This window comes from Vitiosangium sp. GDMCC 1.1324, assembly GCF_003044305.1.
GTDB lineage: Bacteria > Myxococcota > Myxococcia > Myxococcales > Myxococcaceae > Archangium.
Genome location: NZ_PZOX01000011.1, coordinates 120,189 through 145,337, shown reverse-complemented (window position 1 = coordinate 145,337; position 25,149 = coordinate 120,189). Strand labels below are relative to the sequence as shown.

Genomic DNA, 25,149 nt, shown 5'->3' with positions numbered 1-25,149 from the left:
TCCACCGGTCAACGGCTCGCGAGCCTCGGCTCCTCCACACTCCACCATTGAATGGAGTTGTCATCCGCCCCAGGGCGGCCCAGCCCTCGGCGCACCGCTGGCAGCGAGGCCGTCACCGAGCCCACGTAGAACACGCCGTTGAAGCCGTTCTCGTCCCGCCCATCCCACAGGTGCACGAAGTGCCGGTCCCCGTTGTCCTTGCCCTTCGCCTCCTTCACTCCGCACTCCAGCTGCTCCCCCTTGGGCCCCATGGCGCAGCTCCACGCCGTGCCGGTCTCCTACGAATCGTCTGACACCCTTCCTCTCTTCCTCGACACCCTTCCTCTCGGCGACGGTTGCCGCCGAATGGCTCGCGAGCGTCAAGGCGCCATCGAAGCAGCTCGTCTGGTTCGAGCAGTCGGCGCACGAGCTGATGGCCGAGGAGCCGGGCAAGGTGCTGTTCTCACTCGTCCGCCATGCCCGTCCGCTCGCCGAGCGCGTCGGCGATGTCGCGTCCGCCAGCCCCAGATAGCGTGGGCCTGTGCCCCCGGCGCGCCGGGCCCGAGCGGACCTTCTCTGCTGGGAGTGCATCGGCGCCGCCACCCAGAAGTGGCAGCCGCGCCGACTCACGCTTCCGCGAGAGGCAGGGCCCGGCGAACTGACACCGCCTGGGTGTCTCGAATCCCGAGATTCGAGACGGATTCATCATCCAGAGTTGTCGCTGAGGGTTTGGGGTGGGGGCGCGCTATGAAACATGGCGCGCGGCCACGGCGGGAAGCTCACGCCGGGCGGCATATTCCCCGCAGTCAGATAGACGAGCATCCATGTTCAAGCAGGCAGCAGTCCTCGCGGTGACCGGTGTCGCAATGCTGGTCGGTTGCGGCGGTATGGACCCGCAGATGGAGCACGAGGAGATCATCTCCAACCTCATCGAGGCCGGCTATCCGGCCAAGGACATCCAGGTCGTCAACGAGGCTGTCTTCGTGAGCGGCGACACGCAGGTGACGCTCCAGGCCTCCCGAGAGATGATTCAGGCCCCCTCGGGGAGCGCCGAGCAATACCGCTCGACCAACGTCGTCGGCCCCGAAGTGACGAAGATCTGCATCAACCCCTCGGCCGCGTACAACAGCTATTCCCATTTGAGCCAGGGGCTCGATATGGCCATCGAAAACTACAACGAGCTCGGTCTGCGATTCACCTTCGTGCGCGGTCCAACGACCGGCTGCTCCGCGACCATCGTCGCGGCGATCTCCGTCGAGGCCAATAACTGGTCGGGCTTCCCTTCGTACGGCCTGCCCTTCGGGTCCATCAACATGCTCCCCGCGCTGGACACCTACAACCTCGACATCAACGAGCACATCATCACGCATGAACTCGGCCATACCATCGGCCTGCGCCACACGGACTACTACAATGCCAGCATCAGTTGCCTTCGCCCATACCCCGACCCCGAGTCGGACCCGTATAACGTGGGCGCCATCCACATCCCTGGGACGCCGACCACCGCCGTCTTCGACGGGTCGGTCATGAACTCCTGCCCCCACCTCGACAATACCGGCGAGTTCACCAGCACCGACATCACCGCGCTGAGAGTCCTCTACGGCCAGAGCGCGGTCCAGAGCTGCTCGAACGTCGACGTCACGGCCTACCGAGGGCAGACGGGGGCCCAGGTTCGCTGCACCTGCTCCTCGGGGGGCGGAGGCTCTGTCTGGGGAACGAATCTCTACACCGATGACTCGAATATCTGCACCGCCGCGGTGCACGCGGGTGTCATCTCCACCAGCGGTGGGATGGTGGTCCTCGAAATCCAGCCGGCCCAGAGCACCTTCATTGGAACCACCCGCAACGGCGTCACCACGAGCTCCTACGGCGCTTGGCCGGGGAGCTTCCGCTTCATCGGTGCTCAGGTGCCGCAGCCGCCGCCGCTCTGCTCGAGCTTCAACATCATGTCCTACCGAGGGCAGAACGGGACGCAAATCCGGTGCAACTGCCCGACGGTGAGCCTGGGAGCGTCGGTCTGGGGGACGGACCTCTACACCGATGACTCGGATGTCTGCGCGGCATCCGTGCACGCGGGCGCGATTGCCTCCAGCGGCGGACAGGTGACCGTCACCATCCAGCCGGCCCAGGGCGGCTACGCGAGCACCACCCGCAACGGCGTCACCTCGTACTCCTACGGTTACTGGCCGGGGAGCATCTCCCTCAGCCCGTGATCGCCTCGTCGGCAATAGGCGGCCCGGACAGCAGTGCTCCGGGCCGCCGCGTTCGATTCATCCCACTCAATGACAGACCCCGGAATACCCACGCGGGTGAGCGCCCATCCGGGTCACTTCGAGCCGCGTTGTACTGCCTGATCGAGGTGGTCGTGCCGAGACAGTGTCCGAGAGGTAGACATGCCTGGCCTGGACGGGTGAACCGACCCGCCTCCAAGTCTTTCCGAGGACTTGCGAGCTGGCCCACCAGGGGCATCGGGCCCTGCGAACCGACTGCAGGGGATGTAGATGGGCTGGCCGCTGAGGATGTTCCAGGAGGAGGGCTTCTACTTCGTCACTTCCAGGTGCTTTCGGGGGCGCCTGCTGCTGTGCCCCTGCCAGCAGGTGAACGAGGTGGTGGGAGGGGTGCTCGCCAAAGCCGTTCTACACAGCTCCGGATCCGTGCGCTTGCACGCCTTCACCTTCGCCTCCAATCACTTCCACCTGCTGGGTGATGGGCCACTCCACGCCCCTACGGCTCCTCCCATCATCCAGTCGGTCCGATTCCGGGCCGATCTCTCCCATCTACGCTGCGCGGTAACACGCGCCCGTACCTCAGCTCGCTCTCACCGCCTGAGTTGGTGAACGGTTACGACTTCGTTTCATCGGATGAGCTCCATCAGATTGTTCGCGCAGGGCCGCCGGAGCACCCTGCCCAAAAACCATGGGCCATTCGTTCTCACTTCTCTGATGCGCCACCCTGCTCGAGCCATGGCGCATGTCCGCCGCCGCTTACGGCCATCCTGGCAGCCGGGGGTGGGTTCTCATCAAGAAAACAACCTCGAGCTCATCACCCGGCAAGATCCCCACATCCTCCAGCGAGCGGGAATCGAGCATGGGCTCACCAAACCTTGGCTCGTCGAGGGTCTCTCGTACATGTACCAGGTCAAGACCCGACACCCTGTTGCGCAAGCGCCACGTCTTGCCATACGTATAAGCAGGGACCCGTGGAAGAAGCGCGAAGTATACCCCGTCAAGCAAACCATCAACCCTGGAGAACTCGCTGACATCCATTTTTACCGTGATCTCCTGCTGACCCGCGCCGACAGGAATGTGCACGTAGATCTTGCGGTCCTGACGCCTCGGCGTCGCACGCTTTTGTTCAGTCGCTTCGCCAAAGAAGCCATCCGGCCACGCGGGGATGCGCGTCTGGTCGAGTGCGTTGCGCGAACGGACAAGCGCCGCATCCGAGCCCTGCATCCACTGAGAGATCACGGCCCTGGTGCCATGACGAAGGATGACGCGGTCGAAGGCTCTCTGCCCTCCGTTTTCAAGTCCTACGAGATAACCCGTGCCGTCCTGACCGATGTGAGCGATCTTCCCCCTCCACCAATCAGCCCCCACGCTCGAGGGATGTCTCAGCCCGATGAGCGCGGAGGCAAAGAACCGGTTCAGGATGCTGGAATTGAGATTCCATGGGAACTGGTCGGGCCCGTTCAGGGTCGCGCGCGTGTCTCCGCGAAGCCTGGTGGCGATTTTGTCATCGATATAGCGGGGGCGGATGCGTTGATATTCGTCATAGAGGAAATCAGAGGGGTCCTCCCCGCGCTCCACCTTCGCACGCGCCGCCTCCTCGGTGAGAAGCAATTGCTTCTCCACCCGAGCACCCTCGGGATGCCTTCCAATCAACTCCTCAAGGATCTCTCCATGCCGGAAATCACTGATACGTATCCGCAACAGGTCGACCAACCCACCGTCCCCACATCCAGAGACAAGGTAGTTGCGCACTCGCTCCGCATCGAGCTCGAATTGAGCCAGGTCGTCATTGCGCCAGTAGGATTGTACCGGGCAGAGAGTGGACCCCTCGAGGCCGAATCCCACCGCGAGGATGACAGCATCGAAGGGCTCGCTCCAGAATCTGCCCCCCGGACCATTCCACTCCAAGCGCCGGCCCGCTGAGCCGGGCTCGGGGGGCTTGACGTTTCGCACGCCTTTGTGGATCTCGATCGCCTTGGTTTCCCGAACGTGCCGGTAGAACTCGTCTCGAAGGACGAGCGCGACATTCGCCGCATAATCGGCGGACCAGTTGAGCAGGGGAAGTCCACTGTCGGGGTTGTGGCAACCCTCCTCTGGCCATTCATAGATGTGGGGATGCAACCACCGGGTCAGATTCCCGGACTGGAAGGGGATGACCGCGTCGAGCCGTTCGAGAAGAGTGACGGTTGCTCCACACCTGGCAAGTGCGACCGTGGCGGTCAGCCCCGCCGCACCGCCCCCCACCACCGCGACCCGACTGGAGCGCTGCAATTTCTTGCGAGCGAAGAGCGCGAATACCAGATTGAGGGCTCGGACCTGTTGCGAGTAGAGGGTCACCCGGCGCTCGAGACACCCGATCTGGTACACCTCGGGTCTTTGAGGCACCGCCATGTGTTGCAGGATGTTCTCCGCGGAGATCGCCATGAGAACCCCGCAGTATAGAGCAGAGTCTCAGCTCGGAGCCGCGGCTCGGCCCCCTCACTCCGCGACTCGCGCATCACCTGAAGTGAAGTGCGTCGCTCCCGCCCAGGCGAAGCCTCCCCCACGTGAAAGATACAGGCACGGAAAGTGGGCCCCTGCGTGCTCGAACAACAGCGCAGAAGACGCGGTAGATCTGCCCGGTCTGGTGGCCCTCCACGCTCCGGCTTCCTGGCCATGGCGGATGAGGTGGGCGCATTCTGGCGCTACGCCCCTCAACAGATGGCAGCACCCGGTCGGTTCGGACCCCAATGCGCACCGGGCCCCGAAGAGGACCCTACGAGAGTGCGGATGGAAGGTGGCGAAGCAGTAGCTCGAGAGGTACTCGGCTTGGGGGCAGTGCTGGGACCTGACACGGAGCGGCCTCCTCATGGAAGGCCTTCCCTCCTTCCTATGCTCCGACCTTCGCCGCGAGACGGAGGTTGGGTTGGGGCGAGGAGATGGCCGCCATCGCGACGGAGATGGCGGGTGGTCGCGGGCCCGATAGACTCATCCGTCGCATGTCGGTATTCCTCGTCCTTCCCGATGGCCGCCGCCTTCCGCTGACGAAGCCCGTGATGTCCGTGGGCTCCGATTCCGCCTGCGACGTCGTCCTCGATGCGTCCGGAGTGAAGGCCAGTCACGCCCTGCTCTTCCGCGACGCGCGCGGTTGGTCCGTATCTCCCGCCAGCAGGGGCTGTGAGGTGCGCGTGCGCGGCAAGCGCGTGGAGCTCGCCCCGCTCTCCCCGGGAGATGCCTTCTCCGTGGGCAGTGCCCTCCTCACCCTCGCCTCCTCCGAGCAGTCCCAGGCTCCAGGGGAGGCCCCGCCCACGGCCACCTCACGCGGGCGGCTCGTCTCCGTCCTCGCGGGCTTCGCCTCCCGGCTGCTGGTGCAACGCCCTCCCGCGGAGCTGCTGGAGACGGCCATGCGCGGGCTCGCGGAGGCGACGGGCGCGGACGTGGGCTTCCTCGTGTCGGCGGAAGGCACGCGGCGCCACGTGCTGTGCGCCACCGGGCCCGTACCGGAGGCGGCGGTGGTGGACAGTCTGGTGGACCGGGTTGTGGCCTCGGGAGCACCCGTGCTGGTACCGGACGTGGCCGCGGACGCGGTGCTGGCCGGAGCGCCGAGCGTCGTGGCCCTGCGCCTCACCTCCGCACTGGTATTGCCCTTGCGCGCGGAGCCCGCGCCGCTCTCGGCCGTGTACCTCGGACGGCGCGTGGGCAGCGCACCCTTCTCCGCCGTGGAGCTGGAGGAGGCCCTGGCCCTCTCCTCGCTGGCGGCGATGCTGCTGGCCACCTCGCGAGAGCTGACGGAGCTGCGCGCACAGGTGGACAACCTCACGCAACGCATCGAAGCAGCCACCTTCGAGGGCCTCATCGGCGAGTCGCGCCCCATGCGCGCGCTCTACCGGCAGGTGGAGCGGCTGGGTCCCACCTCGCTCAACGTGCTGCTCCAGGGCGAGACGGGCACGGGCAAGGAGTGGGTCGCGCGGGCGCTGCACCGGCGCAGTGGACGGCGCGGGCGGCTGGTGGCCATCAACTGCTCGGCGCTGCCCGAGTCCCTCATCGAGCGGGAGCTGTTCGGCCACGCGCGCGGAGCCTTCTCAGGCGCGGGGTCGGACCGGCCGGGACTGGTGGAGGCGGCGGACGGGGGAACGCTCTTCCTCGACGAAATCGGGGACATGCCGTTCGCCCTCCAGTCGCGGCTGCTGCGGGTGGTGCAGGAGCGGGAGGTGACTCGGTTGGGAGAAAACCACCCGCGCAAGGTGGACATGCGCGTCATCTCGGCCACGCACAAGCCGCTCGAGACATTGGTGGAGAAGGGAGCCTTCCGGGCGGACCTCCTCTTCCGGCTGGAGGAGGTTCGCGTCGACGTGCCGCCCTTGCGCGAGCGCGGCGACGACGTGCTGCTCATCGCCCACCATGTGCTGACCCAAGAGGGCCGGCGCGCGCGGGGCTTCACCCAGAAGGCCACCGAGGCGCTGCGGGGCCACCCCTTCCCCGGCAACGTGCGGGAGCTGGTCTCGCGGGTGCGGCGCGCGGCGATCCTCGCCTCGAAAGAGCTCCTCGGCCCGGAGGACCTGGAGCTGGGCGGAGACGATGCGCCCCTCACTCCTCTGGACGAGGCCCGCGACGCCTTCGTTCAACGGTACGTGCGTGAGGCCATCACCCGCAGTGGAGGGAGCAAGAAGGAGGCGGCACAGGCATTGGGGATCGGCCTGCGCTCGCTGTTCCGCTACCTGGGCGAAGGGGACTGACACGCGTGTCCCCTCGGGAGGGCCCTCTCGCGTGCCAGCTCTGGCACGTTCCTCCCGCGCCGGAGGGCCTTCCCGGGACTCCCAGGCGTGCAAACCCGCGAAATAGTGGGCGTCCACCGCTCCGAAGCCCCCTGGCACTCCACTTGCCCTAGGGAGTGCATGGCTGCGCCGGCAGGGGCCGATGCGCAGGACTCATGAGGGCATACACATGAAGCGGATGATGATGGCTTTCCTCCTGGTGCTGGCGGTGGGCTGTGGCAACACCTCGGGCGGCGACGACGATGGCAACAACGGAGGAGGAGGAGGCGGCGGCGGTGGCGGCGGCGGAGGCACCCTCCCGCAGGGCCTGTGCAACGCCACCCACAGGTGTCCCGACGGCCAGTTCTGCTTCAACGGCATCTGCGCCCTGGGCTGCACCTCCAACAAGGACTGCGGTGACAGCATGTACTGCGACACCGAGGACATCGGCCCGCCGTTCTTCTGCAAGAACAAGACGGTGCCCACGTGCACCGCGGACAGCCAGTGCGCCGCGTCGCAGGTGTGTCTCAAGAACTTCTGCAGCCTCAAGCCGCCCGAGGTGAAGCCCACGTGCGACCCGGACAAGGCGGGCTCCGCGGAGGACGGCTGCGACAAGTACGCCATCTGCGTCGACCCGAACGAGCAGAACAACACGAAGCAGGACGCCTACTGCGCCTCGTTCCCGCCGTGCCCGGAGAGCGGCGTGTGCCCGACGGGCCAGTTCGGCGCTGTCTGCAACGACGGCTACCTCAGCGGCAAGGGACGCTTCTGCATGGAGGGCATGTGCAAGGACAACTCGAACTGCCCCTCCAACTGGAACTGCGTGAAGCCCTATACCAATGCGGTCCTCGGCTTCTGCAGCTCCGGCGCTCCTGGCATGCCCTGCGAGAGCAACAACCAGTGCGCCAGCAACAACTGCGCTGGCTTCCCGGGCATGGCCGGCGTGTGCATGTAGCGCGACCCTCGCTCCACCACGCGTGAACCCGTGACAGGAGGGCGGAAGGACGGCTCCCCTGCCGGAGCTGTCCTTCCGCCCCTGCTCACATAGAGTCCCCCCTGTTTCCCCATGCGCCGACTCCTCTTCATCGCCTCCGCACTCCTCGCCCTGGTGGCCGCCGGGTGCCCGCTCACCATCCAGGTCCGCTGCGACGAGTCCTTCCCGTGCAACGACGGCGAGACGTGCGTGGCGGGCGCGTGTGTCCGGGTGGAGTGGGAGTCCGCACAGGTGGGTGCGGCCTGCACCTCCGACGCCGAGTGTGGCGCCGGGCTCACCTGTGGTACGGGCTTCCCTGGCGGCTACTGCCTCGCGCCGTGTGGCGAAGGAGGCACCTGCGCCTCGGGCTCGGTGTGTGTGAAGGAGCTGGGCCGGTGCATGCGCGCCTGTGGCGAGGCGTGCAGCCGCCCGGGCTACGCGTGCAGGCCCGTGCCGCAGCCTGGGAGCAGCACCTGGGCCTGCGCACCCACCTCCAGCAACGGAGGGGACGGGGGGACGGTGGATCCGGCTGACGCGGGCTGCACGGGCCAGGTGCCCCTGAACGAGCGCTGTGCCCAGGCATGCGACTGCGCCACCCCCGGGGCGGACTGCGTCGACAGCGTGTGCGTCCGAACGTGCACCCGGGACTCGGACTGCCCGGACGGCTCGCGCTGCCACGAAGGGCGGCACCAGTGCGAGAAGGGGCCGCGGCTCGGTGAGGCGTGCCGCGACAGCTTCGACTGCCAGGGCTCCGCGACATGCAATGCTCAGCACCGCTGCACGACGACCTGCAAGACGGATTGGAGTTGCCCGCTCGACTACCGGTGTGCCCCAGACTCGGTGTGCGTGAATGAGTGCACCACCAGCGCGCCGCCGGAGACGGTGGGGCTCACGTGTGAAACCTCCCTGGACTGCGCCCGCTGCGGCTTTTGTGTGGCCTCCGGTGCCGTGAAGCAGTGCCGCCAGCCCTGCCAGCTCGACCGGGACTGCCCCGGGGGCGCGGTGGGCTCGTGCGAGCAGGTAGGCTCGACGGCGCTCCGCGCCTGCCGCCTGCCCTGAGGCGGAGGTTGCTCCCGGGAGGCCGGGCCCTACAATGTGCCCGCGATGACGGGTGAACCGCTGGCCGGCCGCTACCAGCTGGAGCAGGAACTGGGACGCGGAGGCATGGCCACGGTCTTCCTGGCCACGGACCTCCGGCTGTCGCGCCAGGTCGCGGTGAAGGTGATGCACCCGGGAGGGGACGGGCGCCGCGCCGAGCGATTCCGCCAGGAGGCCGCACTGGTGGCCTCGCTCAAGCACCCCAATGTGCTGGAGATTCACGACTTCGGCGAGGACGCGGCACGCGGTCCCTTCCTGGTCTGCGAGTGGGTGCAGGGAGAGGACCTGCGCGAGCTGGCGCGGAGGCTCTCGCCCGTGCCCCCCGAGGTGGCGGCGGTGCTCGGCTGGGAGCTGGCCCGGGCGCTCGGGGCAGCGCATGCGCGGGGGGTGGTGCACCGGGACGTCAAGCCGGAAAACGTCCTGGTGGCTCGGGGTGGGCCGCTGAAGCTGGCGGACTTCGGCATCGCCGCACTCGCCGACCAGGAGCGGCTGACGAGCACCGGCGCAATCACGGGCTCGCTGGCGTACATGGCGCCCGAGCGCATCGACACCGGAGCCTTCTCGCCGGCCTCGGACGTGTACGCGGTAGGTGTCGTCCTCTTCGAGCTGTGCGCCGGCAGCACACCCCACGGAGGAAAGGGGGCCGCGTACCTGGCGGCCTCGGTGATGACGAAGGACGCGCCGCCACTGGCCTCGGCGGTGCCCGGCACGCCCGAGCCGTTGAATGTGCTGGTGGCACGCTGTCTCGCGCGGGACTCGCGCGATCGGCCCACGAACGGTGAGGAGCTGGCACGGATGCTGGAGGACGTGGTGGGCCGGATCGCCGGCCCTCCCGCCGAGGAGACCCGGGCCTTCTTCCAGGCACCGGAGGCGTACGCGGCGCGCTGGCGCGAGGCCCGTTTTCAACGGCTGCTGAGCGAGGGCGGCTCGCTGCTGGCCCAGGGCGAGGGGGCACGGGCCGCCAGGGTTCTCAACGAGGCACTGGCGCTCCGGCCGGACTCGCCCGAGGTGATGGCCCTCCTGCGCGCACGTCCGAAGGCCAGACGCTCGACGGCGCTCGGAGTGGGTGCGGCGCTGGCCGGCCTCGTCGCGGTCGTCGGAGTGGTGGGATGGGGAGCACACCCGTGGCGCACACCGCCACGACCTCCGGAGGAGACCTCGGCCCAGGGAGCCGAGGAGCGAGTCATCGCGGAGCCGGTTCCAGCACGGGACCCGGAGACCGACACCCCGAAGGCCCTTCCCAGGGAAACGGCCAGCTCCGCACCGGCGGGAGTTGCGCCCGTGCGCATGACAGCGCCCACCAGGACGGAGGGCGCAAGGGGGGCGCGTGCTCCGACGCAGGGAGCAACCTCCGGGAGCCACCTCCCCCAGCACCCACTGGACGAAACACCCCCCGAGTCCACGCCTCCGGCGCCCTCCGGCTCACCCGACGGCGCCGCGGCCTCCGCCACGGGAGCGCCCCTGGCCGGGGAACCCGTGAAGCCCGCGACCCTGAGGGTGACGACACGCCCCTGGGCCGAAGTGTTCGTGGACGACCAGAGCCGGGGCTACACACCGCGTGTGCGCGAGGTGAACCTGTCACCGGGCACGCACCGGCTGCGCTTCGTCAACCCGCTGTGTGACGCCTGGGAGGAGGTCATCCAGGTAGCCGCCGGGGAGCTCGTGTCGCGAGAGGTGAAGCTCCAGGTGCGCAAGGCCGAGATGGTCATCGTCGCGCCAGCGGGTGCCCGCGTCTTCGTCGATGGGGTGGAGGCAGGGGTGGCGCCGTTGCCCGGCCCCGTGAATGTCGAGCACGGCTCGCACGTCATCTCGGCCCGGGCGCCCGGCGTGGCCGCCCTGCAACGCGAGGTGGACGTCGTGGCTGGCAAGCGCATCGAGGTGGTGTTGGAGGTGGCGCCGTGACAGGCATCGTCGTGGCCCTGGTCCTGTCACTCGCGTCCCCGCTGGAGCCGGCCCGCGCGGCGTACCAATCCGGCGAGCTGGCGCAGGCCCGTGCCGAGCTGGAGGCGCTCCTCTACCCACTGCAACTGCACGGGGACGAACTGGAGGGCGAGGCCCATCTGCTGCTGGCCGCCACCTACCACGCTCAGGAGGATCCGGCCCGCGCCGAAAACGAGGCGGTGCTGGGGCTCGGCGCGAGCCATGACACGAAGCTCGATCCGCTGCTGTACCCTCCGGACTTCATCGCCTTCGTGGAGCGCGTGCGCACCGTTCATCGCGAGCGCATCGCCGCGATGACCGCCATGCGCCGTCCGCCCTCCCTCACGCCGACCCTCCCTTCAACCCCCGAGCCCTCCACGGCGGATCTGGCACTCCGGGGAACAGCCTCCCCCTCGCGTGGCTGGTACCTGGTGCCCTTCGGCGTGGGCCACTTCCAACACGGCCGGCGCACCCAGGGAACCGTGCTGGCGGTGACGCAGGGGGCGAGTCTGGCCATTTCCGCGGCATCGCTGGGCACGGCGCTGGCGCTGCGGGGTCCCGACGGGCGGTACAGCGCCGGGGACGCGAGCGTGGCCCGAGGGCTCAACATCTCCTACCTCGTGGGGGCCTACGCCTTCGCTGCCCTCTACACCTACGGTGTCCTCGACGGCCTCGTCCTCACCCCACGAGACCCTTGAGTCCTCCTGGGTTGGACCCATCCCATCCCTGCGCGTCTCTCCGGCGAGATGGGGAAGCAAAGGAGCCGCCCGCCCCCGACAGAGGCTGTACGAATCCTCTGACACCTTTTGCAGACACCTTTTGCAACGAAGCGGGTCTTTTCAGCGGGAATCGCGCGCGGCCATCAGCTCCTCGAGCGGCACGTCGCTGTGCAACATGAGCTCGGACTGGGCCGTGTCGATCTGCGCAGGCAGCGCGAGTTGGCGCATCTCACGCTCGTACTCGCGGAGCGCTTCGAGGACCGGCGCGTGCGACTTCAGTGCGTTCGCCAGGTGCAGCACGTTCACGAGGCCGATGTTCACGCCGACACCTCCGAACGGAGGCATGAGGTGCGCGGCGTCGCCGACCACAGTGACGGGCCCGGCATCGGGACGGCGTTGCCAGTCGGCAGGCACGACGCGCATCGGCAGTGGCGTCAATCCCGAGGCGGCGGTGAGGGCCTGCTGAAACGGCGGCGCCCAGTCTGCGAGCAGCTCACGCACCTGAGCATCGGGCTGACGAGTCGAGACGTAGAAGTTGATCGATCCATCACCGCGCGTGGTCGAGAAAAACAACACGCCGCGCCCACGCACCATGAGGTTGCCGCCGTTGGTCAGCGCCGCGAAGTCCGGAGCCGATTCAAACGGTCTCCCGATCTCTCCCTGCATGACGAAGGTGCCGGTCTCTCGAGGCTCGACGTCCGTCACGTGGGGACGCACGCGGCTTCGACCACCATCGGCGCCAATGACCAGCGCGGCCTCTTCGCGTGAGCCGTCTTCGAAGTGGAGCTCCGTTCCGTTCAGCGCGCTGAGCTTGCGGCCCCAGCGCACGGTGTCTTTCGCGAGCGCTCCGAGTGCGAGCCGGCGGAGATCGGTTCGATCGATCTCCGGCGCCTCCGGGACCTCGTCCATCAACACCACGCCTGATGGATCTGCCGCGCGTTGCCGGGTGATTCGAGCGAGCCGATGAAAGCCCTCGAGCAAGCCCGCAGCGTGAAGCGCCCGTTGCCCGAGCTCGCGATGCAGGTCGAGGGTTCCACCGCTGATGCGCACCTCGGGTCCGGCGTCTCGCTCGAAGATCCGGACCCGATGACCTGCGTTCTGAAGAATGACTGCCAGCGTCAGACCAACGGGACCTCCGCCCACGATGGCGACGTTCAATGCATGTGACATGTGAATTCCTGAGAGTTCGAAAGAGAAATGAAGGTGGAGTGCGGGTTCAGCGCACCGTCACGGCTGCCGAGGCAGCGCGACACCGTTCACTCGTTGATCGAACTGCGGGCGCGCCGTCACTTCACGAACCGAGCTGTCGCCGCAGGAATGCATGCGTCACGTGTAACAGGCCCCTTCGACGGCTGCAATGCGGTTGCGTCGGGACGGCTCATCTGGCTCTAGCGCGCCGAACACGAGCCCGTTAGTCACGGAGCCTCGTGCGCCACTCACTTCCTGCCCTGCCCTCGATCAAGTCGAACCCGGTCTACCAACGTCGCGATCTGATCGAGCGCGCCTGGGCCTTGCCGGTGGCGAAGCTGTACGCGCCGCTCCAGTCGCAGTCGTGGACGGCGATCTGCGGCCCCACCAGCGTGGCCAATGTGCTGCGTTCGATGGGCGTGCGCGCCGGGAACAACCCGTTCAAGCGCCCGGGCATGCGCGCGATGAGCCTCGATCAGGTGTCACTCGAGTCGGCGGACATCGTTCCGTCCGGGTGGAAGGTGAAGTCGGTGCGGCCGAAGTCGGTGGAGGAAACGCGCGCCCAGCTCCAGCTCTCGAACGATTCGAACTACCGCTTCATCAGCAACTTCGCGCGCACCTCGCTCTTCGGTGGCGGCAGCGGCCACCACTCGCCCATCGGCGGCTACCTCGAAGATGAAGATATCGCGTTCGTGCTCGACGTGAACGCCGGCTACGGCCCGTGGCTGGTGACCACCGAACGGTTGTTCGACGCGATGAACACCGGCGACTGGGGCGAAGGACTGACCCGCGGCCTGGCGCGCTTCGAACGCGTGGCCTGATCGTCGCGCACCATGTCGGCCGGGCTGGCAGAGGGTGTAGCCCCGCTCGTCCATGTACGCGACCAGCCGGCAGAAATGCTCGCACAACAGGCCAATCTTCAGTGTCCAGGCGAAGAGGCTGCAAGCTCGGCTCACGCCGCCGGTGGCACCCAGCACCAACCCTTCTTCCCCCCCGGACCCAGGGCCTCACCCCGCAACAGGGCCTCTGAACGTCCTATGCGCAGCGACATGGAGCCAGGCGCAACCCCGGGCAACGGTGACGGGGTGGGCTGGAAGGAGCCCTCCCAGCGTCAGGCTGGGAGGCCCTCCAGGACTCGCGGTCGGCTCAGGCGGAGGGGCCTGGGCGGACGGCTAGCACGAGTAGATGTACTCGATGTAGGCCGACGACTTGCCCCAGTTGTACAACCCGCCGCAGTAGCACCCCCATTGACCAATCAGGTTCGTATGGGCCGCGTCGCTGTAATAGTTGCGCAGATTGTCCGGACTGACGGAGCAGTCAGGAAGCGGAGCCTTCAGCGACCCAAGGTCCGAGCTGTCCTCCTGCTCCATGGTGGGCCCGCCACATCCCACCGACATCAGCGCCGTCGCCAACAGACTACCGAAAAGAATCGTTCGCACGTGTCCTCCGTGAGGGGGGTACTTCTCAGAGCATACCCACGCGCTGACTGCCGGTGAAATACCCCACACCGGCTCGAGGGACCCGCTTCAACGCCGCCGACGAGCACGCGACCTTCCAGACCTGACGCAGGACCGGCTCCCATGAGCCGCACGTCAGGGCGCCGGCGCTACTCGACGTAGTGATGACTGACCAGAATGCTGGCGCCGTTCTGCGTGTCGACGAAGAAGATCTTCGAGTCGTATACCCAGGGATTCGGATGGGAGTGGATGTAGCAACCGACGAACGAGTGATTGGCGGAGCGCCCGCCGAGATCGGCCAAGCCCGGAGCGGGATTGAACGACGTCTCCGCGAACACGTGGGAGGACGCGACCGCGTCGCCGACGATCCCGAGGACCTCGCCCCCATCGGCCAGATTCGGGCGATGGGTAGCGCCCTGCGGCAGCAGCGCCGGGTCGATGCCGAAGCACTCCATGGCGGTCACCGGCTCGTTCTGCGCCGCGGCGACGATGGACCGCCAGTCGAAGTGCTGCTCCAGCCGGATCTGCGCATCGGGGTGGTCGAGGTCGTTCACCGCGCCGACCAGCTGTTCGAACGGCCGCCAGTGGGTGGCGGCATTGCGCAGCGAGCGGAAGACCGCGTTCCCGACGCCGGAGGTATTCGACACCGCGGCGACGCCCGCGTACGGCCGGGTCGCGGTCAGGGTGTCGACGACGGTCTCGTTGATGAGGAACGAGAGCACGCCCCGGATCTCCTCCCGGCTCGCCTGATTGACGAAGTCGACGATCGCAGTCGCGCCAGCCGTGGAGACGGCGACCTGATCGTAGATGCCGCTGCAGCTCGCGCCGACGTACCCTCCGTTCTTCGCCGCCGTGTAGAGCTGCTGGAGGCGCGTCTCGGCGACGCCGTCCACCGCGACCACCGACGCGACCGAGCTGAACGGCTGAGCGGCACGCGCATTCACGATGGCCTGCGCCACGTTGCTCGGCAGGTAGGCGTCGAGCTGGACGAAGGTCGCCGTGTTCGCGTAGTCCAGGAAGCCGTGGCACTCCGGCGCGGTGTCCCCGAGATCGTAGTTGAAGACGCTTGGGCCGCACTCCTCCGGGAAGCCGTCGTGGATGGCCGCGGCCACCTGCGCCGTGCCCCAGTAGAGATAGGCGCCATAGGAGTTGTCCCCCGCGCCGTATTCGATCTCCACGTAGAACTGGTTGGTGTAGCTGTCCCGCAGCACGAAGCGGTTGATCCGGTCCTCATCCACCGCGTCGAAGGCCTCTTCGATGGTGATCACGTCGGTGTGCGCCGACTCGTGGACCGCCGCGATGATCTGTGCGCGGTCGAGCTCGGACAGGCTCGGGATCGATGCCGGGGTCAGCACCTCGTGCGTGATGAGCTCATTGCCCATCGGGCAAGGGCCGGGCCCGAGCGCTGATTTCGCGCTCCCGACCTCGACCTCCGAGCTGCCCACGTCGACGGACGCGCCGCAGCCGGTCGCCGCGATCACGAGTGAGCCGAGAATGGTCGTAAAGAGCTTTGAGTCGCGAAGCATCACTGAGGACCCCTCATTCCGTTCGATGATTCAGAGATGTGACGACAGACGAAACGGCGGGCTTCAGAATACAGAGAGACCGGTGAGCGTGGTGAACCGGTCCAGCACCTCCACGCCGGCCACCGAGTTCCCCCGCGCATCGAGCCCCGAGACGGCCGAGACGGTGTCCCGAGACGGTGTCAAAGAACTTCCCCGAAACGGTGGTCAAAGAACCGGAGGCGATGCCAACCCCGTAGACTCGCACCAGCAGCGAGCCCGGCAACCGGAAACCCCTCACGGCTCCTCTCCCCGGCTGAGCATGTAGCCCACACCGCGCACCGTCTTGAGCAGCTGGGGGCTGTGCGGATCCGCCTCCATCTTCTGCCTGAGGCGGAAGACGTGCACGTCGATGGAGCGGTCGAACACCTCCTCCGCGTTTGTATTGATGGCCCCGAGAATCTGCTCGCGGCTCAGGACGCGGCCGGCATGCTCCGCCAGGACGCGCAGGACCATGTTCTATGTGGGCAAGCTGACAATCCAGGGCCTCCGCCACAGCCAGGGCCCTCCGATTCGTCCACTCGTGGGCGCTCGGGTGGGTGGGGCATGCGGCGGGCGTGATGCTCGATTGCCCGCTCTCTACACTGACTCCGGCTCGTACCGGGGCGCCCGTCCGGCGCGAGGCGCCTCTGCCACTGCCCGGAGTGCCCCATGTCCCTGGCGTCCTCGGTTGTGCGGCTCATGTTCGCGGTGATGGGGCTCGGGGCGGGGCTCGCCCGGGCCGAGGCGCCCGCCGCCAGCACCGAGGACTTGCGCGACACGCCGCCGCGCAACTACGGCAACCTGCGCATCGGCGCGTCCACCTCCAGCCGCCGCCCCACGCTGTGCCTTGAGCTGGCGCCGCTCGAGCTGCTCAGCGTGGAGGCGTGTGGCAACGGCTCGGGCTTCCTCCACCATGACGACGAGCCGGAGATCGCCCACTTCCGCGCCCTCTTCAAGCTCACCTCCTGGAAGATGCCCCTGGGTTGGCTCCAGCCCCGGCTCGGCGCCGGCTTCGCCGAGTTGCAGGTGGGCCAGGACGACGGCGGCTTCCACTTCCAGGGCACCGGACCCACGGGCATCGACACCGCCGGGCCCGAGGTGGGGGCCTCGCTGCGCGCCCTGCTGCCGGTGAGCTCCGGCATCGAGCTCGTTGGCGAGCTGGGCGTGAGCGCCGCGTACTTCCGCTACGCGCCCCGGTTGCTGCGGCCCCAGGACGCCTTCCAACCCCAGGCCTCGCTCACCTTCGGCGTCGGATTCTGAGCGGCCGTGAACCCACGCCCCGCGCCCTCTCGGGGGAGCGGGGACCTCCCAGGAGATGCGCATGGACGAGTCCCTCGTGCCGCTGTACCAGTCGTGGTTGGAGTCCTTCGCCTCGCGGGAGGGAGGCACGGCGGGCACCGTGCACCTGCGGCACGGCGATGCGCTGAAGCTGGTGGCCGCGATCAACATTCCGCCCCCGGTGCTCAACGCCGTGCGCACCATTCCGCATGGCAAGGGCATGGCCGGCATCGCCTTCGCCACCAAGGAGCCGGTGCAGACGTGCAACCTCCAGACGGACCAGAGCGGCCACATCGAGCCCGGTGCGCGGGCCGTGCCGGTGCGCGCCTCGGTGGCCCTGCCCGTGTTCGACGAGGCCGGAGCGGTGCGCGCCGTGGTGGGCATCGCCTTCACGTACGAGGGCGAGCTCTCCACCGAGGTGACGAACATGCTCAGCACCGCAGCGCACGCGCTGCCGCCCGACGGCTTCTGAGCCCCTCTCCGCGGGGAGGCGGGTACCGCGCTTCCAGGACGCGTTCACCCCCGCGGGGGACGAGGTGGATGAGAAGGCCCACCTGCAAATCCGGGAGTTGCTCCGCTCGCGCGCGGGTGAGCCCTCGGGGACCCGGAGAGACGTCCTCGATATCGTGGCGGACACCGTGGCGAAGCACCTGGCGCTCGAGCGCTCAGTGCTTCGCGCCATGGAAGGTGCTCAACGCCAGCTCAATGCGTTGCTTCAGCGCCCCCACCCGGCACGCAAGCTCTCCGGCGCGGAGCTCGCGATCAATCATCACCTGCGCGCCGACACCCTCCTCATGCGGCCCCGCCTGCTGGAGGTGTTCGAGGATGAACTGGGCATCACCGTTGAAAACACGGAGGACGCCACCCGCTGCCATTGATTGACACCTTCCACACTCGCCGATCCGTGTTGAGCCTGCCCCGGGCCAGGCGGGGGAACAGCTCGGACCCCGAGAGGTACCGGGCCATCCCCATCGCGACCTTCAGGTACGACGTGCCTTTGAGCCTGCTACAGGCAGGAGTTGAGGCAGCCGCTGTTGAACAGGACGAGGTTCGAATTGGCCTGGCAGTAGATGTAGCCTCCCCCGCATGAGGCCACGTTCGTGGCGCTGACCAGCACACAGCTATTCAGCGCACCATCCGGGTAGAGACTCGAGGCGGAGGGCGCCTTGCAGTAGAGATAGGCGTTGTTACCAGCGAGGATGTTCGTGTTCGCGACCAGCGAGCAGTTGGAGACATTGCCCGTGTCGTACACTGAGGCCAACATGTTGGCCTGGCAGTAGAGATAGGCGTTCTTTCCAGTGATGATGTTGGTGTTGGCCACGAGCGTGCAACTCGACACGTTTCCACTGATATTGATCGCAACCTGCGTACCCTCTTTACAATAGAGGTAGGCGTTCTTTCCAGTGATGATGTTGGTGTTGGCGACAAGAGTGCAGCTCGACACAGCTCCATTGTCATACAGCGAGGCCTGCAAATCGCTCTGACAGTAGAGGTAGGCGTTCTTTCCAGTGATGATATTGGTGTTGGCGACAAGAGTGCAGCTCGCGATGTTCCCGTTGCTGTAGAGCGAGGCCTGCGCGCCGCTCTTGCAATAGAGATAGGCGTTCTTGCCCGTGATGATGTTGGTGTTGGCGGCCAGGATACATGACTGCAAGTTGCCGCTGGAGTCCAAGACGATGCTGCTCTGGCAAGGCACATAGGCACCGTTTCCGGTCCGCACATTCGTCGCAGCCAGGGACTCGGAACCACTGAACAGCGCCAGCGCTACAACCAGGATGGGAAGACTACGGACAACTCTATTCATGAAACCTCCTGTACGGTCCACCACGGGTTATCCGGTTGGCGACCGCGCCTCCGCGGATCGCCGGACTTCCAGAAGCCACTGAGCAACCGTGCCCCCCGAAACCAGAACAACCCGACACCCTAGCCAGGTATTTTTTGGAGGACAAGAAGGCCGGGGCACCCGGTTCGCGTCCGCGAACTGTAACGACTCGGTGGTGGCTCTCGACTTGCTGGTCGGCACCCCAACGACACATTTTTCGAGCAGTCGTTCACGTGGAGCATCCGAGTTGGAGCCTGCGGTAATCACCATCCTCTCAAGTATTGGTACGAGGGCGTCCACGACAACGGAAAGCCAGCCGTGCCGCCCCCCCCGGTTTTCTCTCCGTAGCCGGAGCAGCCGGAGCGAGACGCGCCCTACTTCGGCTTGGGGGGCGGGACCGTGGCGGGCAATGAGGGCGTCAGCCGATCCGCGTAGATGACCCCGTGGTAACCCTCGCGGCTCAGGTACGGGAAGACGTAGACGAAGGGGCTCACGGGAACGATCGACGGGAGCCATTGGCTGCGAGCGAGCCTATGGACGCGGCAGTCGAGTTGGCCTTGCGCGTTGAAATCACACGCCCACCGGGAGCCCGCGAGGTGGCTCAGGTCGAACGCCTTGAGCGTTGGATCCGCTTGTGCCAGGTGCCAACCCATGGGGGTGTAGTCCTTGTCCCAGGGAGCGCCCTTGAGGGTGCTCACATGGGTGTTGCCCGCCAGCACGATGAAGAGCTCTTCCGGGTGTTCCTTGCGGCGCTTCAGCCAATATCGGGCGAACACGTCGTCGCGTTGGCTGCCGAAGGAATCGTCCGTGTCATAGGCCACCGATGAGCAGTCCCAGGGCGCGCAGTGCTCGCACCTGATCCACCAATTCCAACATGGCCCGGCTGCTGCGTCCGTCCTGATAGGGCCTGCGCCAGAAGTCTCCGTCGAGCAACGTGTCCTGGTCCGCGGGGGTGCCACGGCTGGCCAGGTAGGTGTCGAGCCGTGACTGCTCGCTCATCCGGGTGATGGGAATCGAGTTGTCGTAGTAGGGCGTTCCGGCGGTCAGCACGATGACCGCATGGGTCTGGGAGCTGAAGCTACATCCGTCATGCCGACGGCCGCGGCCGGCGGGGGATTCGTGGTGCCGATGGTAACGCCCGGGCCACCCGGGTGCCTCAGGGCTTCACGGACATGAGGTTGCCGGCGAGGGTGTTGTTGTCCTCGATGAGCTCGAGGCGGTAGTTGCTCGGGTCGGCGGCGGCGCCCAGGTACCAATTGCCAGAGCTGGGCACCCAGGCGTAGGCGGACATGGAGAGCGTCTGGCACTGGCCCGGGTTGAGATAGCTGGTGGACGTGCGGCCCAGGGGCTGATCCGTGGTCGGGCCCGGAGTCGTGGTGGGGGTGATGGTAGCGTCGGAGGAGAAGTAGAGTTCCACGTCGGTGGAATCACCCTGGGTGCCCTGGTTGCACACCGTCACCGAGGCAATGAACTGCTGGCCGGGTATGGCACTGGCGGGTCCGCTCATCGACTGGATGATGAAGTCGGCCTTGCTGCCCACTCCGATGCGCGAGCCGGCGAGGGTGTTGTTGTCCTCGATGAGCTCGGGGCGGTAGTTGCTCGGGTCGGCGGCGGCACCCAGGTACCAGGCCCCTTCCGAGGGAGCCCAGGCAGAGGTGCTCATGGAGAGCGTCTGGCATTGGCCCGGGCTGAGGTAGCTGGTGGGCATACGGCCCAGGGGCTGATCCGTGGTCGGGCCCGGAGTCGTGGTGGGGGTGATGGTGGCGTCGGAGGAGAGGTAGAGCTCCACGTCGGTGGAGTCGCCCTGGGTGCCTTGGTTGCACACCGTCACCGAGGCAATGAACTGCTGGCCGGGCGTGGCACTGGCGGGGCCCGTCACGGACTTGATGATGAAGTCGGCCTTGTTGCCCACCCCAATGCGTGTGCCAGCCAGGGTGTTGTTGTCCTCGATGAGCTCGGGACGGTAGTTGCTCGGGTCGGCGGCGGCGCCCAGGTACCAGGCTCCCTCGGAAGGCGCCCAGGCGGAAGTGCTCATGGAGAGCGTCTGGCATTGGCCCGGATTGAGGAAGCTGGTGGGCATACGGCCCAGGGGCTGATCCGTGGTCGGACCCGGAGTCGTGGTGGGGGTGATGGTGGCGTCGGAGGAGAGGTAGAGCTCCACGTCGGTGGAATCACCCTGGGTGCCCTGGTTGCACACCGTCACCGAGGCAATGAACTGCTGGCCGGGTGTGGCACTGGCGGGGCCCGTCACGGACTTGATGATGAAGTCAGCCTTGTTGCCCACCCCCATGCGCGTGCCAGCCAGGGTGTTGTTGTCCTCGATGAGCTCGGGGCGGTAGTTGCTCGGGTCGGCGGCGGCACCCAGGTACCAGGCCCCTTCCGAGGGAGCCCAGGCAGAGGTGCTCATGGAGAGCGTCTGGCATTGGCCCGGGCTGAGGAAGCTGGTGGGAATGCGGCCCAGGGGCTGATCCGTGGTCGGACCCGGAGTCGTGGTGGGGGTGATGGTGGAGTCGGAGGAGAGATAGAGTTCCACGTCGGTGGAATCACCCTGGGTGCCCTGGTTGCACACCGTCACCGAGGCAATGAACTGCTGGCCGGGCGTGGCACTGGCCGGACCCGTCACGGACTTGATGATGAAGTCGGCCTTACTGCCCACCCCGATGCGCGTGCCAGCCAGGGTGTTGTTGTCCTCGATGAGCTCGGGACGGTAGTTGCTCGGGTCGGCGGCGGCGCCCAGGTACCAGGCTCCCTCCGAGGGCGCCCAGGCGCCGGTGGACATGGAGAGTGTCTGGCATTGACCGGCGTTGAGGACGCTGGTGGGCATGCGGCCCAGGGGCTGATCCGTGGTCGGACCCGGAGTCGTGGTGGGGGTGATGGTGGCGTCGGAGGAGAGGTAGAGCTCCACGTCGGTGGAGTCGCCCTGGGTGCCTTGGTTGCACACTGTCACCGAGGCAATGAACTGCTGGCCGGGCATGGCACTGGCGGGGCCCGTCACGGACTTGATGATGAAGTCAGCCTTGTTGCCCACCCCAATGCGCGTGCCAGCCAGGGTGTTGTTGTCCTCGATGAGCTCGGGACGGTAGTTGCTCGGGTCGGCGGCGGCACCCAGGTACCAGGCTCCCTCGGAAGGCGCCCAGGCGTAGGCTGACATGGAGAGCGTCTGGCATTGGCCCGGATTGAGGAAGCTGGTGGGAATGCGGCCCAGGGGCTGATCCGTGGTCGGGCCCGGAGTCGTGGTGGGGGTGATGGTGGCGTCGGAGGAGAGGTAGAGTTCCACGTCGGTGGAATCACCCTGGGCGCCCTGGTTGCACACCGTGACCGAGGCAATGAACTGCTGGCCGGGCATGGCACTGGTGGGACCCGTCACGGACTTGATGATGAAGTCCGGCCCCATGGATGCCGCCTGACGCAGCGCTCGTCGCTCCAGGGCCCCTTCGTCCGCTGACCTCCCGCACGCCCCCAACGACAACAACACCACGGCCCCGATGACTCGAGTCCCCCAGACTCCTGCTGTCATGGCTCGTACTCTCGCGTTTCAGCCTATCCGGCGCGTTATTTTGGAATACCCGCCAAGCCAGAATCGCAGGTTTTTCACGAATGGTCAATCAGTGCGGCTGTACTGTTACAGCCTGATGACAACAGCGGTGGGCTCGGTGGGTTGGTTGGAGATGCGAGTATGGCAACAGGGAGCTCCACTGCGTTCCCCTCGGCCTCGTTCGCTGAAGCGCCCGCTGCCGGACGGCACCACGCATTCGGTGGCTCAGGGGGTCCGCGAGTATTCGATCTTCTCGATGAGGCCCTGGGCCTCGGCCGTGCCGAGGGCCACGGTCTGCTCGAGCTCGCCGCGGAGGAGCAGTTTCGCCGACGCGCACACGAGCTGCTTCCTGGCGAGCTTCTCCCGGCCCCGGGTGATGCCCGTGAGGGCCGCGACCGGCCGCAGCAGACGAAGCCGCACGCCCGAGTTGGCGGGCAGCCCGGCATCGAAGTGGCCCAGGCCGACCGTCGCCGCCAGGGCCGCCGCGAGGACCTCGCCGAACAGCTCGTCCGTGCGCTCGATCGTCCCTCCCCAGACGACAATCGAAAGGGAGACCTCGGCGAGCTGCTTCGCCTGGAAGCCTCGGGCCGGTCCGCCCCGGAGAAGCGCCACGACCTCGCCCGTGGGCGGCCGGAAGAACCTCACCCTCCGCCCCTCCAGCGCGTAGTCGTCGCCCCGGCTCGCGGGCTGGCCCGGAGGAGACTGCACCTCGATGACGTCCCCCCACACGTCCGCTGGCACCTCGAAGTCGCTCGTCGTGCCGTCCGCCGTCCAGCGCTGCACCTGGGTGAGGAAGGCGGGCTCCCGGCCCTCCGTCAGCGAGTCCCCCTCCAACCGCGAGAACTCGAGGCGGGATGCGAAGACCTCCACGAGCTCGGTCATGCTCGGCGAGGGGCCCGTGCTGGGACCCGTCTTCAGGTAGACGGTGTCGGCAAGCGCGGCATCCAGTGCGGTGAGGAAGTGATGTTCGATCGCGGCGAGCATGGCGGCGGGGCTGCCTTTCAGGGATCGAGGCCAGACAGGAGCGCCTTGTCCGCGGAGAGGGTGACGCGGAGCTGGCGGAGGGTGACGTCTCCGGCGATCGTGGAGCCAAGCACCACGCGCAGCGGAGGTTGCGCGCCGGTGCCCGCGACGGGCGGAGGAAGCGCCTCCAACTGCTTCGGGCCGAGCGAGGCGTGGCCCTCGCCATCGAGCGGCACGTCGATGCCCGCGGTGCCCCACCGGAGCTGGACGCGCGGCGGGGGGCGCGGAGCCGGGTCCGCCAGACGGGGACGGGAGTAGGCCCACGGCCGGGTGAGGCCGGGCACCTCGCGCGCCAGCCAGGGATTGGAGTCCAGGCGAAAAGCCGCCGACTGGGGCAACACCTCGGCCGAGGGCTCGAGCTGCGCGGCATCGCCCAAGGACCAGAGCAGCTCACCCGCTGTCAGCGTGAGCACTGCCCACCACCCGCCCTCCCCCGTGGCCAGGACCTTGGGCAGCTCGAAGGACACCCACCGGGAGGGCCCGGGCGGGGTGCCGAGCTCCTCCAGCGCGAGGTCCACGGTGGCGCCGGGGAACGGCGCGACCGCGGGCTGGCCGTGGTCATCGGGGTGGATGGCCAGCGTGCCCGTCGCCGCGCGGGACAGCAGCCGGAGGAAGAGATCGATCCCCTGAAGGTCGGCGCCCGGAGGCAGCGGGGAGAAGCCCTGTGCCGCCGCATGGTGCTGCCCACAGTGGTGCGCGAGCGGGGGCGCGTCGGGAGGACGAGGCAGGAGGCCGGAGCGCTCGGGCCGGAGCCGGGGCTCCACGGTGAGCTCCACGCCCTGGAGCGTCCGCCCCGCCGGGACGGGGATGGCCGCCTCGGCCTGACCATCGGTCGGAAGGATGCGCGAGGCCACTGCCTGCCCACCCTCGAAGGTGGTGAGGACGGGGGCGGTAAAGAGCGAGAGCCGGGGGCGCAGCAGCCTGCCGGGGGCCGACGAGCGCAACGTCACCACCACCCGCCCTCCTTCGAGCGACGCGGGCCACGCCCTCGTCAAAGCGGCGAGCAGCTCATCGCGAAGGGTGAGCTCCTGGAGGGGTTGCAGCGGCAGGGCCTGGATGAAGAATGGGGACTCGGTGCCGACCGCCGCGCGCAGGTCCACGGGGCGCGCGGCGGCCTTGAGCTCCAGCCCGGTGATGTCGGCGGTAGCCGGAGCCTCGTTCGGGTTCTGGGCGGTGGCCAGGGTGATGACCTCCAGCATGAGCCTGCTGGCCATGAGGGCTGGCAACGTCCGGCTGCTGCCCAGCGGCACGACGACAGCGGGCGTGGGGAGGAACCAGGGCCCCCCCTCCGTGAGCCGCAACCGGCCGCCCTTCCCCGTCCCGGTGGTCCCGGTGGGCACCAGCTTGAGGGAGACGAGCGGCCTGCGGACGCCCCAGTCCACGGTGAACCACTCCACGGTGGTGTCCGGCAGGCTGGCCTTGCCCGTGCTGGTGACGATGGCGGCGGGCGGCGAGCCCTGGAGCACGTCCAGCGTCTCGCTGTCCGCCGGAGCCTTGAGCGTGAGCGAGGCGCTGACGAGGGCGACCCCCGGGGGCACCTGCAGCTCGACCTCGAGGCCAGAGGCGTCGACGGGCACGGTCGCGCCCGCCGGTGCCGGCTGACCGCCGTACTTCAATGTGGCGCTGACCTGGGGAGGGGGCATGGGGGCGGC

Annotated in this window: 22 protein-coding genes; 10 read left to right on the top strand and 12 right to left on the bottom strand. The window is 67.6% G+C overall.

The genetic code is table 11. The annotated features are described in order from the left end of the window. Positions 1-8 precede the first annotated feature (8 nt). Positions 9-251, bottom strand: a complete 243-nt coding sequence (locus DAT35_RS29735) for a hypothetical protein (RefSeq protein ID WP_108071238.1) — start codon at positions 249-251, stop codon at positions 9-11. A 552-nt stretch (positions 252-803) separates the two neighbouring features. Between DAT35_RS29735 and DAT35_RS62460 the strand changes: the two genes are divergently transcribed. After that, complete coding sequence (locus tag DAT35_RS62460; protein WP_108071236.1) at positions 804-2,192, top strand: M57 family metalloprotease; 1,389 nt, start codon at positions 804-806, stop codon at positions 2,190-2,192. Between the two features lie 771 nt (positions 2,193-2,963). Here DAT35_RS62460 and DAT35_RS29715 read toward each other — a convergent pair. Next, positions 2,964-4,631, bottom strand: coding sequence for an FAD-dependent oxidoreductase (locus tag DAT35_RS29715; RefSeq protein ID WP_146209936.1), 1,668 nt, complete (start codon positions 4,629-4,631; stop codon positions 2,964-2,966). 494 nt (positions 4,632-5,125) lie between these two features. On the opposite strand from DAT35_RS29715, the gene DAT35_RS29710 reads away from it, so the two are divergent. From DAT35_RS29710 to DAT35_RS29690, 5 genes are all read left to right on the top strand, one after another. Next, complete coding sequence (locus DAT35_RS29710; RefSeq protein ID WP_233261788.1) at positions 5,126-6,922, top strand: sigma 54-interacting transcriptional regulator; 1,797 nt, start codon at positions 5,126-5,128, stop codon at positions 6,920-6,922. Positions 6,923-7,130: 208 nt separating this feature from the next. After that, positions 7,131-7,895: a Dickkopf N-terminal cysteine-rich domain-containing protein gene (locus tag DAT35_RS29705; RefSeq protein WP_108071234.1), complete on the top strand. Its 765-nt coding sequence runs from the start codon at positions 7,131-7,133 to the stop codon at positions 7,893-7,895. Positions 7,896-8,006: 111 nt separating this feature from the next. Next, positions 8,007-8,972: a hypothetical protein gene (locus DAT35_RS60060; RefSeq protein WP_199243035.1), complete on the top strand. Its 966-nt coding sequence runs from the start codon at positions 8,007-8,009 to the stop codon at positions 8,970-8,972. Between the two features lie 45 nt (positions 8,973-9,017). Next, positions 9,018-10,913 (top strand): serine/threonine-protein kinase, encoded by a 1,896-nt coding sequence (locus DAT35_RS29695; RefSeq protein ID WP_108071233.1) that lies wholly within the window; start codon positions 9,018-9,020, stop codon positions 10,911-10,913. After that, entirely contained in the window at positions 10,910-11,629 is a 720-nt protein-coding gene (locus tag DAT35_RS29690; protein WP_108071231.1) for a tol-pal system YbgF family protein, read from the top strand. The genes DAT35_RS29695 and DAT35_RS29690 overlap by 4 nt, the downstream gene beginning before the upstream one ends. Positions 11,630-11,770: 141 nt before the next feature. Here the strand turns inward: DAT35_RS29690 and DAT35_RS29685 are convergent, their stop codons facing one another. Then, entirely contained in the window at positions 11,771-12,820 is a 1,050-nt protein-coding gene (locus tag DAT35_RS29685; protein WP_108071228.1) for an NAD(P)/FAD-dependent oxidoreductase, read from the bottom strand. A 257-nt stretch (positions 12,821-13,077) separates the two neighbouring features. Here DAT35_RS29685 and DAT35_RS29680 point away from each other — a divergent pair, with 257 nt between their 5' ends. Beyond that, positions 13,078-13,659: a phytochelatin synthase family protein gene (locus DAT35_RS29680; protein WP_108071226.1), complete on the top strand. Its 582-nt coding sequence runs from the start codon at positions 13,078-13,080 to the stop codon at positions 13,657-13,659. Positions 13,660-14,010: 351 nt separating this feature from the next. Here DAT35_RS29680 and DAT35_RS29675 read toward each other — a convergent pair whose 3' ends face one another. From DAT35_RS29675 to DAT35_RS29660, 3 genes are all read right to left on the bottom strand, one after another. Next, the gene (locus tag DAT35_RS29675) at positions 14,011-14,277 is read right to left on the bottom strand and encodes a DUF6289 family protein (protein WP_146209935.1); all 267 of its coding nucleotides are present in this window, start codon (positions 14,275-14,277) and stop codon (positions 14,011-14,013) included. 167 nt (positions 14,278-14,444) lie between these two features. Continuing rightward, positions 14,445-15,824: a helix-hairpin-helix domain-containing protein gene (locus tag DAT35_RS29670; protein WP_146209934.1), complete on the bottom strand. Its 1,380-nt coding sequence runs from the start codon at positions 15,822-15,824 to the stop codon at positions 14,445-14,447. Positions 15,825-16,094: 270 nt separating this feature from the next. Further along, positions 16,095-16,313, bottom strand: a complete 219-nt coding sequence (locus tag DAT35_RS29660; RefSeq protein WP_108071220.1) for a helix-turn-helix domain-containing protein — start codon at positions 16,311-16,313, stop codon at positions 16,095-16,097. 195 nt (positions 16,314-16,508) lie between these two features. Between DAT35_RS29660 and DAT35_RS29655 the strand changes: the two genes are divergently transcribed. The 3 genes from DAT35_RS29655 (at position 16,509) to DAT35_RS29645 (ending at position 17,995) form a co-directional block, all read left to right on the top strand. Then, positions 16,509-17,099 (top strand): hypothetical protein, encoded by a 591-nt coding sequence (locus tag DAT35_RS29655; RefSeq protein WP_233261787.1) that lies wholly within the window; start codon positions 16,509-16,511, stop codon positions 17,097-17,099. 61 nt (positions 17,100-17,160) lie between these two features. Beyond that, a complete protein-coding gene (locus DAT35_RS29650; protein ID WP_199243034.1) occupies positions 17,161-17,589 on the top strand; it encodes a GAF domain-containing protein in 429 nt (142 codons plus the stop codon). A 64-nt stretch (positions 17,590-17,653) separates the two neighbouring features. After that, entirely contained in the window at positions 17,654-17,995 is a 342-nt protein-coding gene (locus DAT35_RS29645; protein ID WP_108071216.1) for a hypothetical protein, read from the top strand. Between the two features lie 128 nt (positions 17,996-18,123). On the opposite strand, the gene DAT35_RS29640 is transcribed toward DAT35_RS29645, so the two are convergent. The 6 genes from DAT35_RS29640 to DAT35_RS29610 all read right to left on the bottom strand — a co-directional run bounded on the left by DAT35_RS29640 (position 18,124) and on the right by DAT35_RS29610 (position 25,140). Further along, a complete protein-coding gene (locus DAT35_RS29640; protein ID WP_146209933.1) occupies positions 18,124-18,771 on the bottom strand; it encodes a hypothetical protein in 648 nt (215 codons plus the stop codon). A 542-nt stretch (positions 18,772-19,313) separates the two neighbouring features. Further along, the gene (locus tag DAT35_RS29635; RefSeq protein ID WP_108071212.1) at positions 19,314-19,760 is read right to left on the bottom strand and encodes a hypothetical protein; all 447 of its coding nucleotides are present in this window, start codon (positions 19,758-19,760) and stop codon (positions 19,314-19,316) included. Beyond that, a complete protein-coding gene (locus tag DAT35_RS29630) occupies positions 19,750-19,989 on the bottom strand; it encodes a hypothetical protein (RefSeq protein WP_108071210.1) in 240 nt (79 codons plus the stop codon). The genes DAT35_RS29635 and DAT35_RS29630 overlap by 11 nt, the downstream gene beginning before the upstream one ends. Before the next feature lie 106 nt (positions 19,990-20,095). Further along, positions 20,096-22,456, bottom strand: coding sequence for a CARDB domain-containing protein (locus DAT35_RS61030; protein WP_233261786.1), 2,361 nt, complete (start codon positions 22,454-22,456; stop codon positions 20,096-20,098). Positions 22,457-22,699: 243 nt separating this feature from the next. After that, positions 22,700-23,458 (bottom strand): hypothetical protein, encoded by a 759-nt coding sequence (locus DAT35_RS29615; RefSeq protein WP_108071208.1) that lies wholly within the window; start codon positions 23,456-23,458, stop codon positions 22,700-22,702. A gap of 17 nt (positions 23,459-23,475) precedes the next feature. After that, positions 23,476-25,140, bottom strand: a complete 1,665-nt coding sequence (locus DAT35_RS29610) for a hypothetical protein (protein ID WP_108071206.1) — start codon at positions 25,138-25,140, stop codon at positions 23,476-23,478. Between the last annotated feature and the right edge of the window lie 9 nt (positions 25,141-25,149).

Excerpts from the sequence above, each read along its gene's own strand:
- DAT35_RS29735 (WP_108071238.1), bottom strand. The coding sequence starts at position 251 with ATGGGGCCCAAGGGGGAGCAGCTGGAGTGCGGAGTGAAGGAGGCGAAG.
- DAT35_RS62460 (WP_108071236.1), top strand. The coding sequence starts at position 804 with ATGTTCAAGCAGGCAGCAGTCCTCGCGGTGACCGGTGTCGCAATGCTG.
- DAT35_RS29715 (WP_146209936.1), bottom strand. The coding sequence starts at position 4,631 with ATGGCGATCTCCGCGGAGAACATCCTGCAACACATGGCGGTGCCTCAA.
- DAT35_RS29710 (WP_233261788.1), top strand. The coding sequence starts at position 5,126 with ATGGCCGCCATCGCGACGGAGATGGCGGGTGGTCGCGGGCCCGATAGA.
- DAT35_RS29705 (WP_108071234.1), top strand. The coding sequence starts at position 7,131 with ATGAAGCGGATGATGATGGCTTTCCTCCTGGTGCTGGCGGTGGGCTGT.
- DAT35_RS60060 (WP_199243035.1), top strand. The coding sequence starts at position 8,007 with ATGCGCCGACTCCTCTTCATCGCCTCCGCACTCCTCGCCCTGGTGGCC.
- DAT35_RS29695 (WP_108071233.1), top strand. The coding sequence starts at position 9,018 with ATGACGGGTGAACCGCTGGCCGGCCGCTACCAGCTGGAGCAGGAACTG.
- DAT35_RS29685 (WP_108071228.1), bottom strand. The coding sequence starts at position 12,820 with ATGTCACATGCATTGAACGTCGCCATCGTGGGCGGAGGTCCCGTTGGT.
- DAT35_RS29660 (WP_108071220.1), bottom strand. The coding sequence starts at position 16,313 with ATGGTCCTGCGCGTCCTGGCGGAGCATGCCGGCCGCGTCCTGAGCCGC.
- DAT35_RS29655 (WP_233261787.1), top strand. The coding sequence starts at position 16,509 with ATGTCCCTGGCGTCCTCGGTTGTGCGGCTCATGTTCGCGGTGATGGGG.
- DAT35_RS29650 (WP_199243034.1), top strand. The coding sequence starts at position 17,161 with ATGGACGAGTCCCTCGTGCCGCTGTACCAGTCGTGGTTGGAGTCCTTC.
- DAT35_RS61030 (WP_233261786.1), bottom strand. The coding sequence starts at position 22,456 with ATGACAGCAGGAGTCTGGGGGACTCGAGTCATCGGGGCCGTGGTGTTG.
- DAT35_RS29615 (WP_108071208.1), bottom strand. The coding sequence starts at position 23,458 with ATGCTCGCCGCGATCGAACATCACTTCCTCACCGCACTGGATGCCGCG.
- DAT35_RS29610 (WP_108071206.1), bottom strand. The coding sequence starts at position 25,140 with ATGCCCCCTCCCCAGGTCAGCGCCACATTGAAGTACGGCGGTCAGCCG.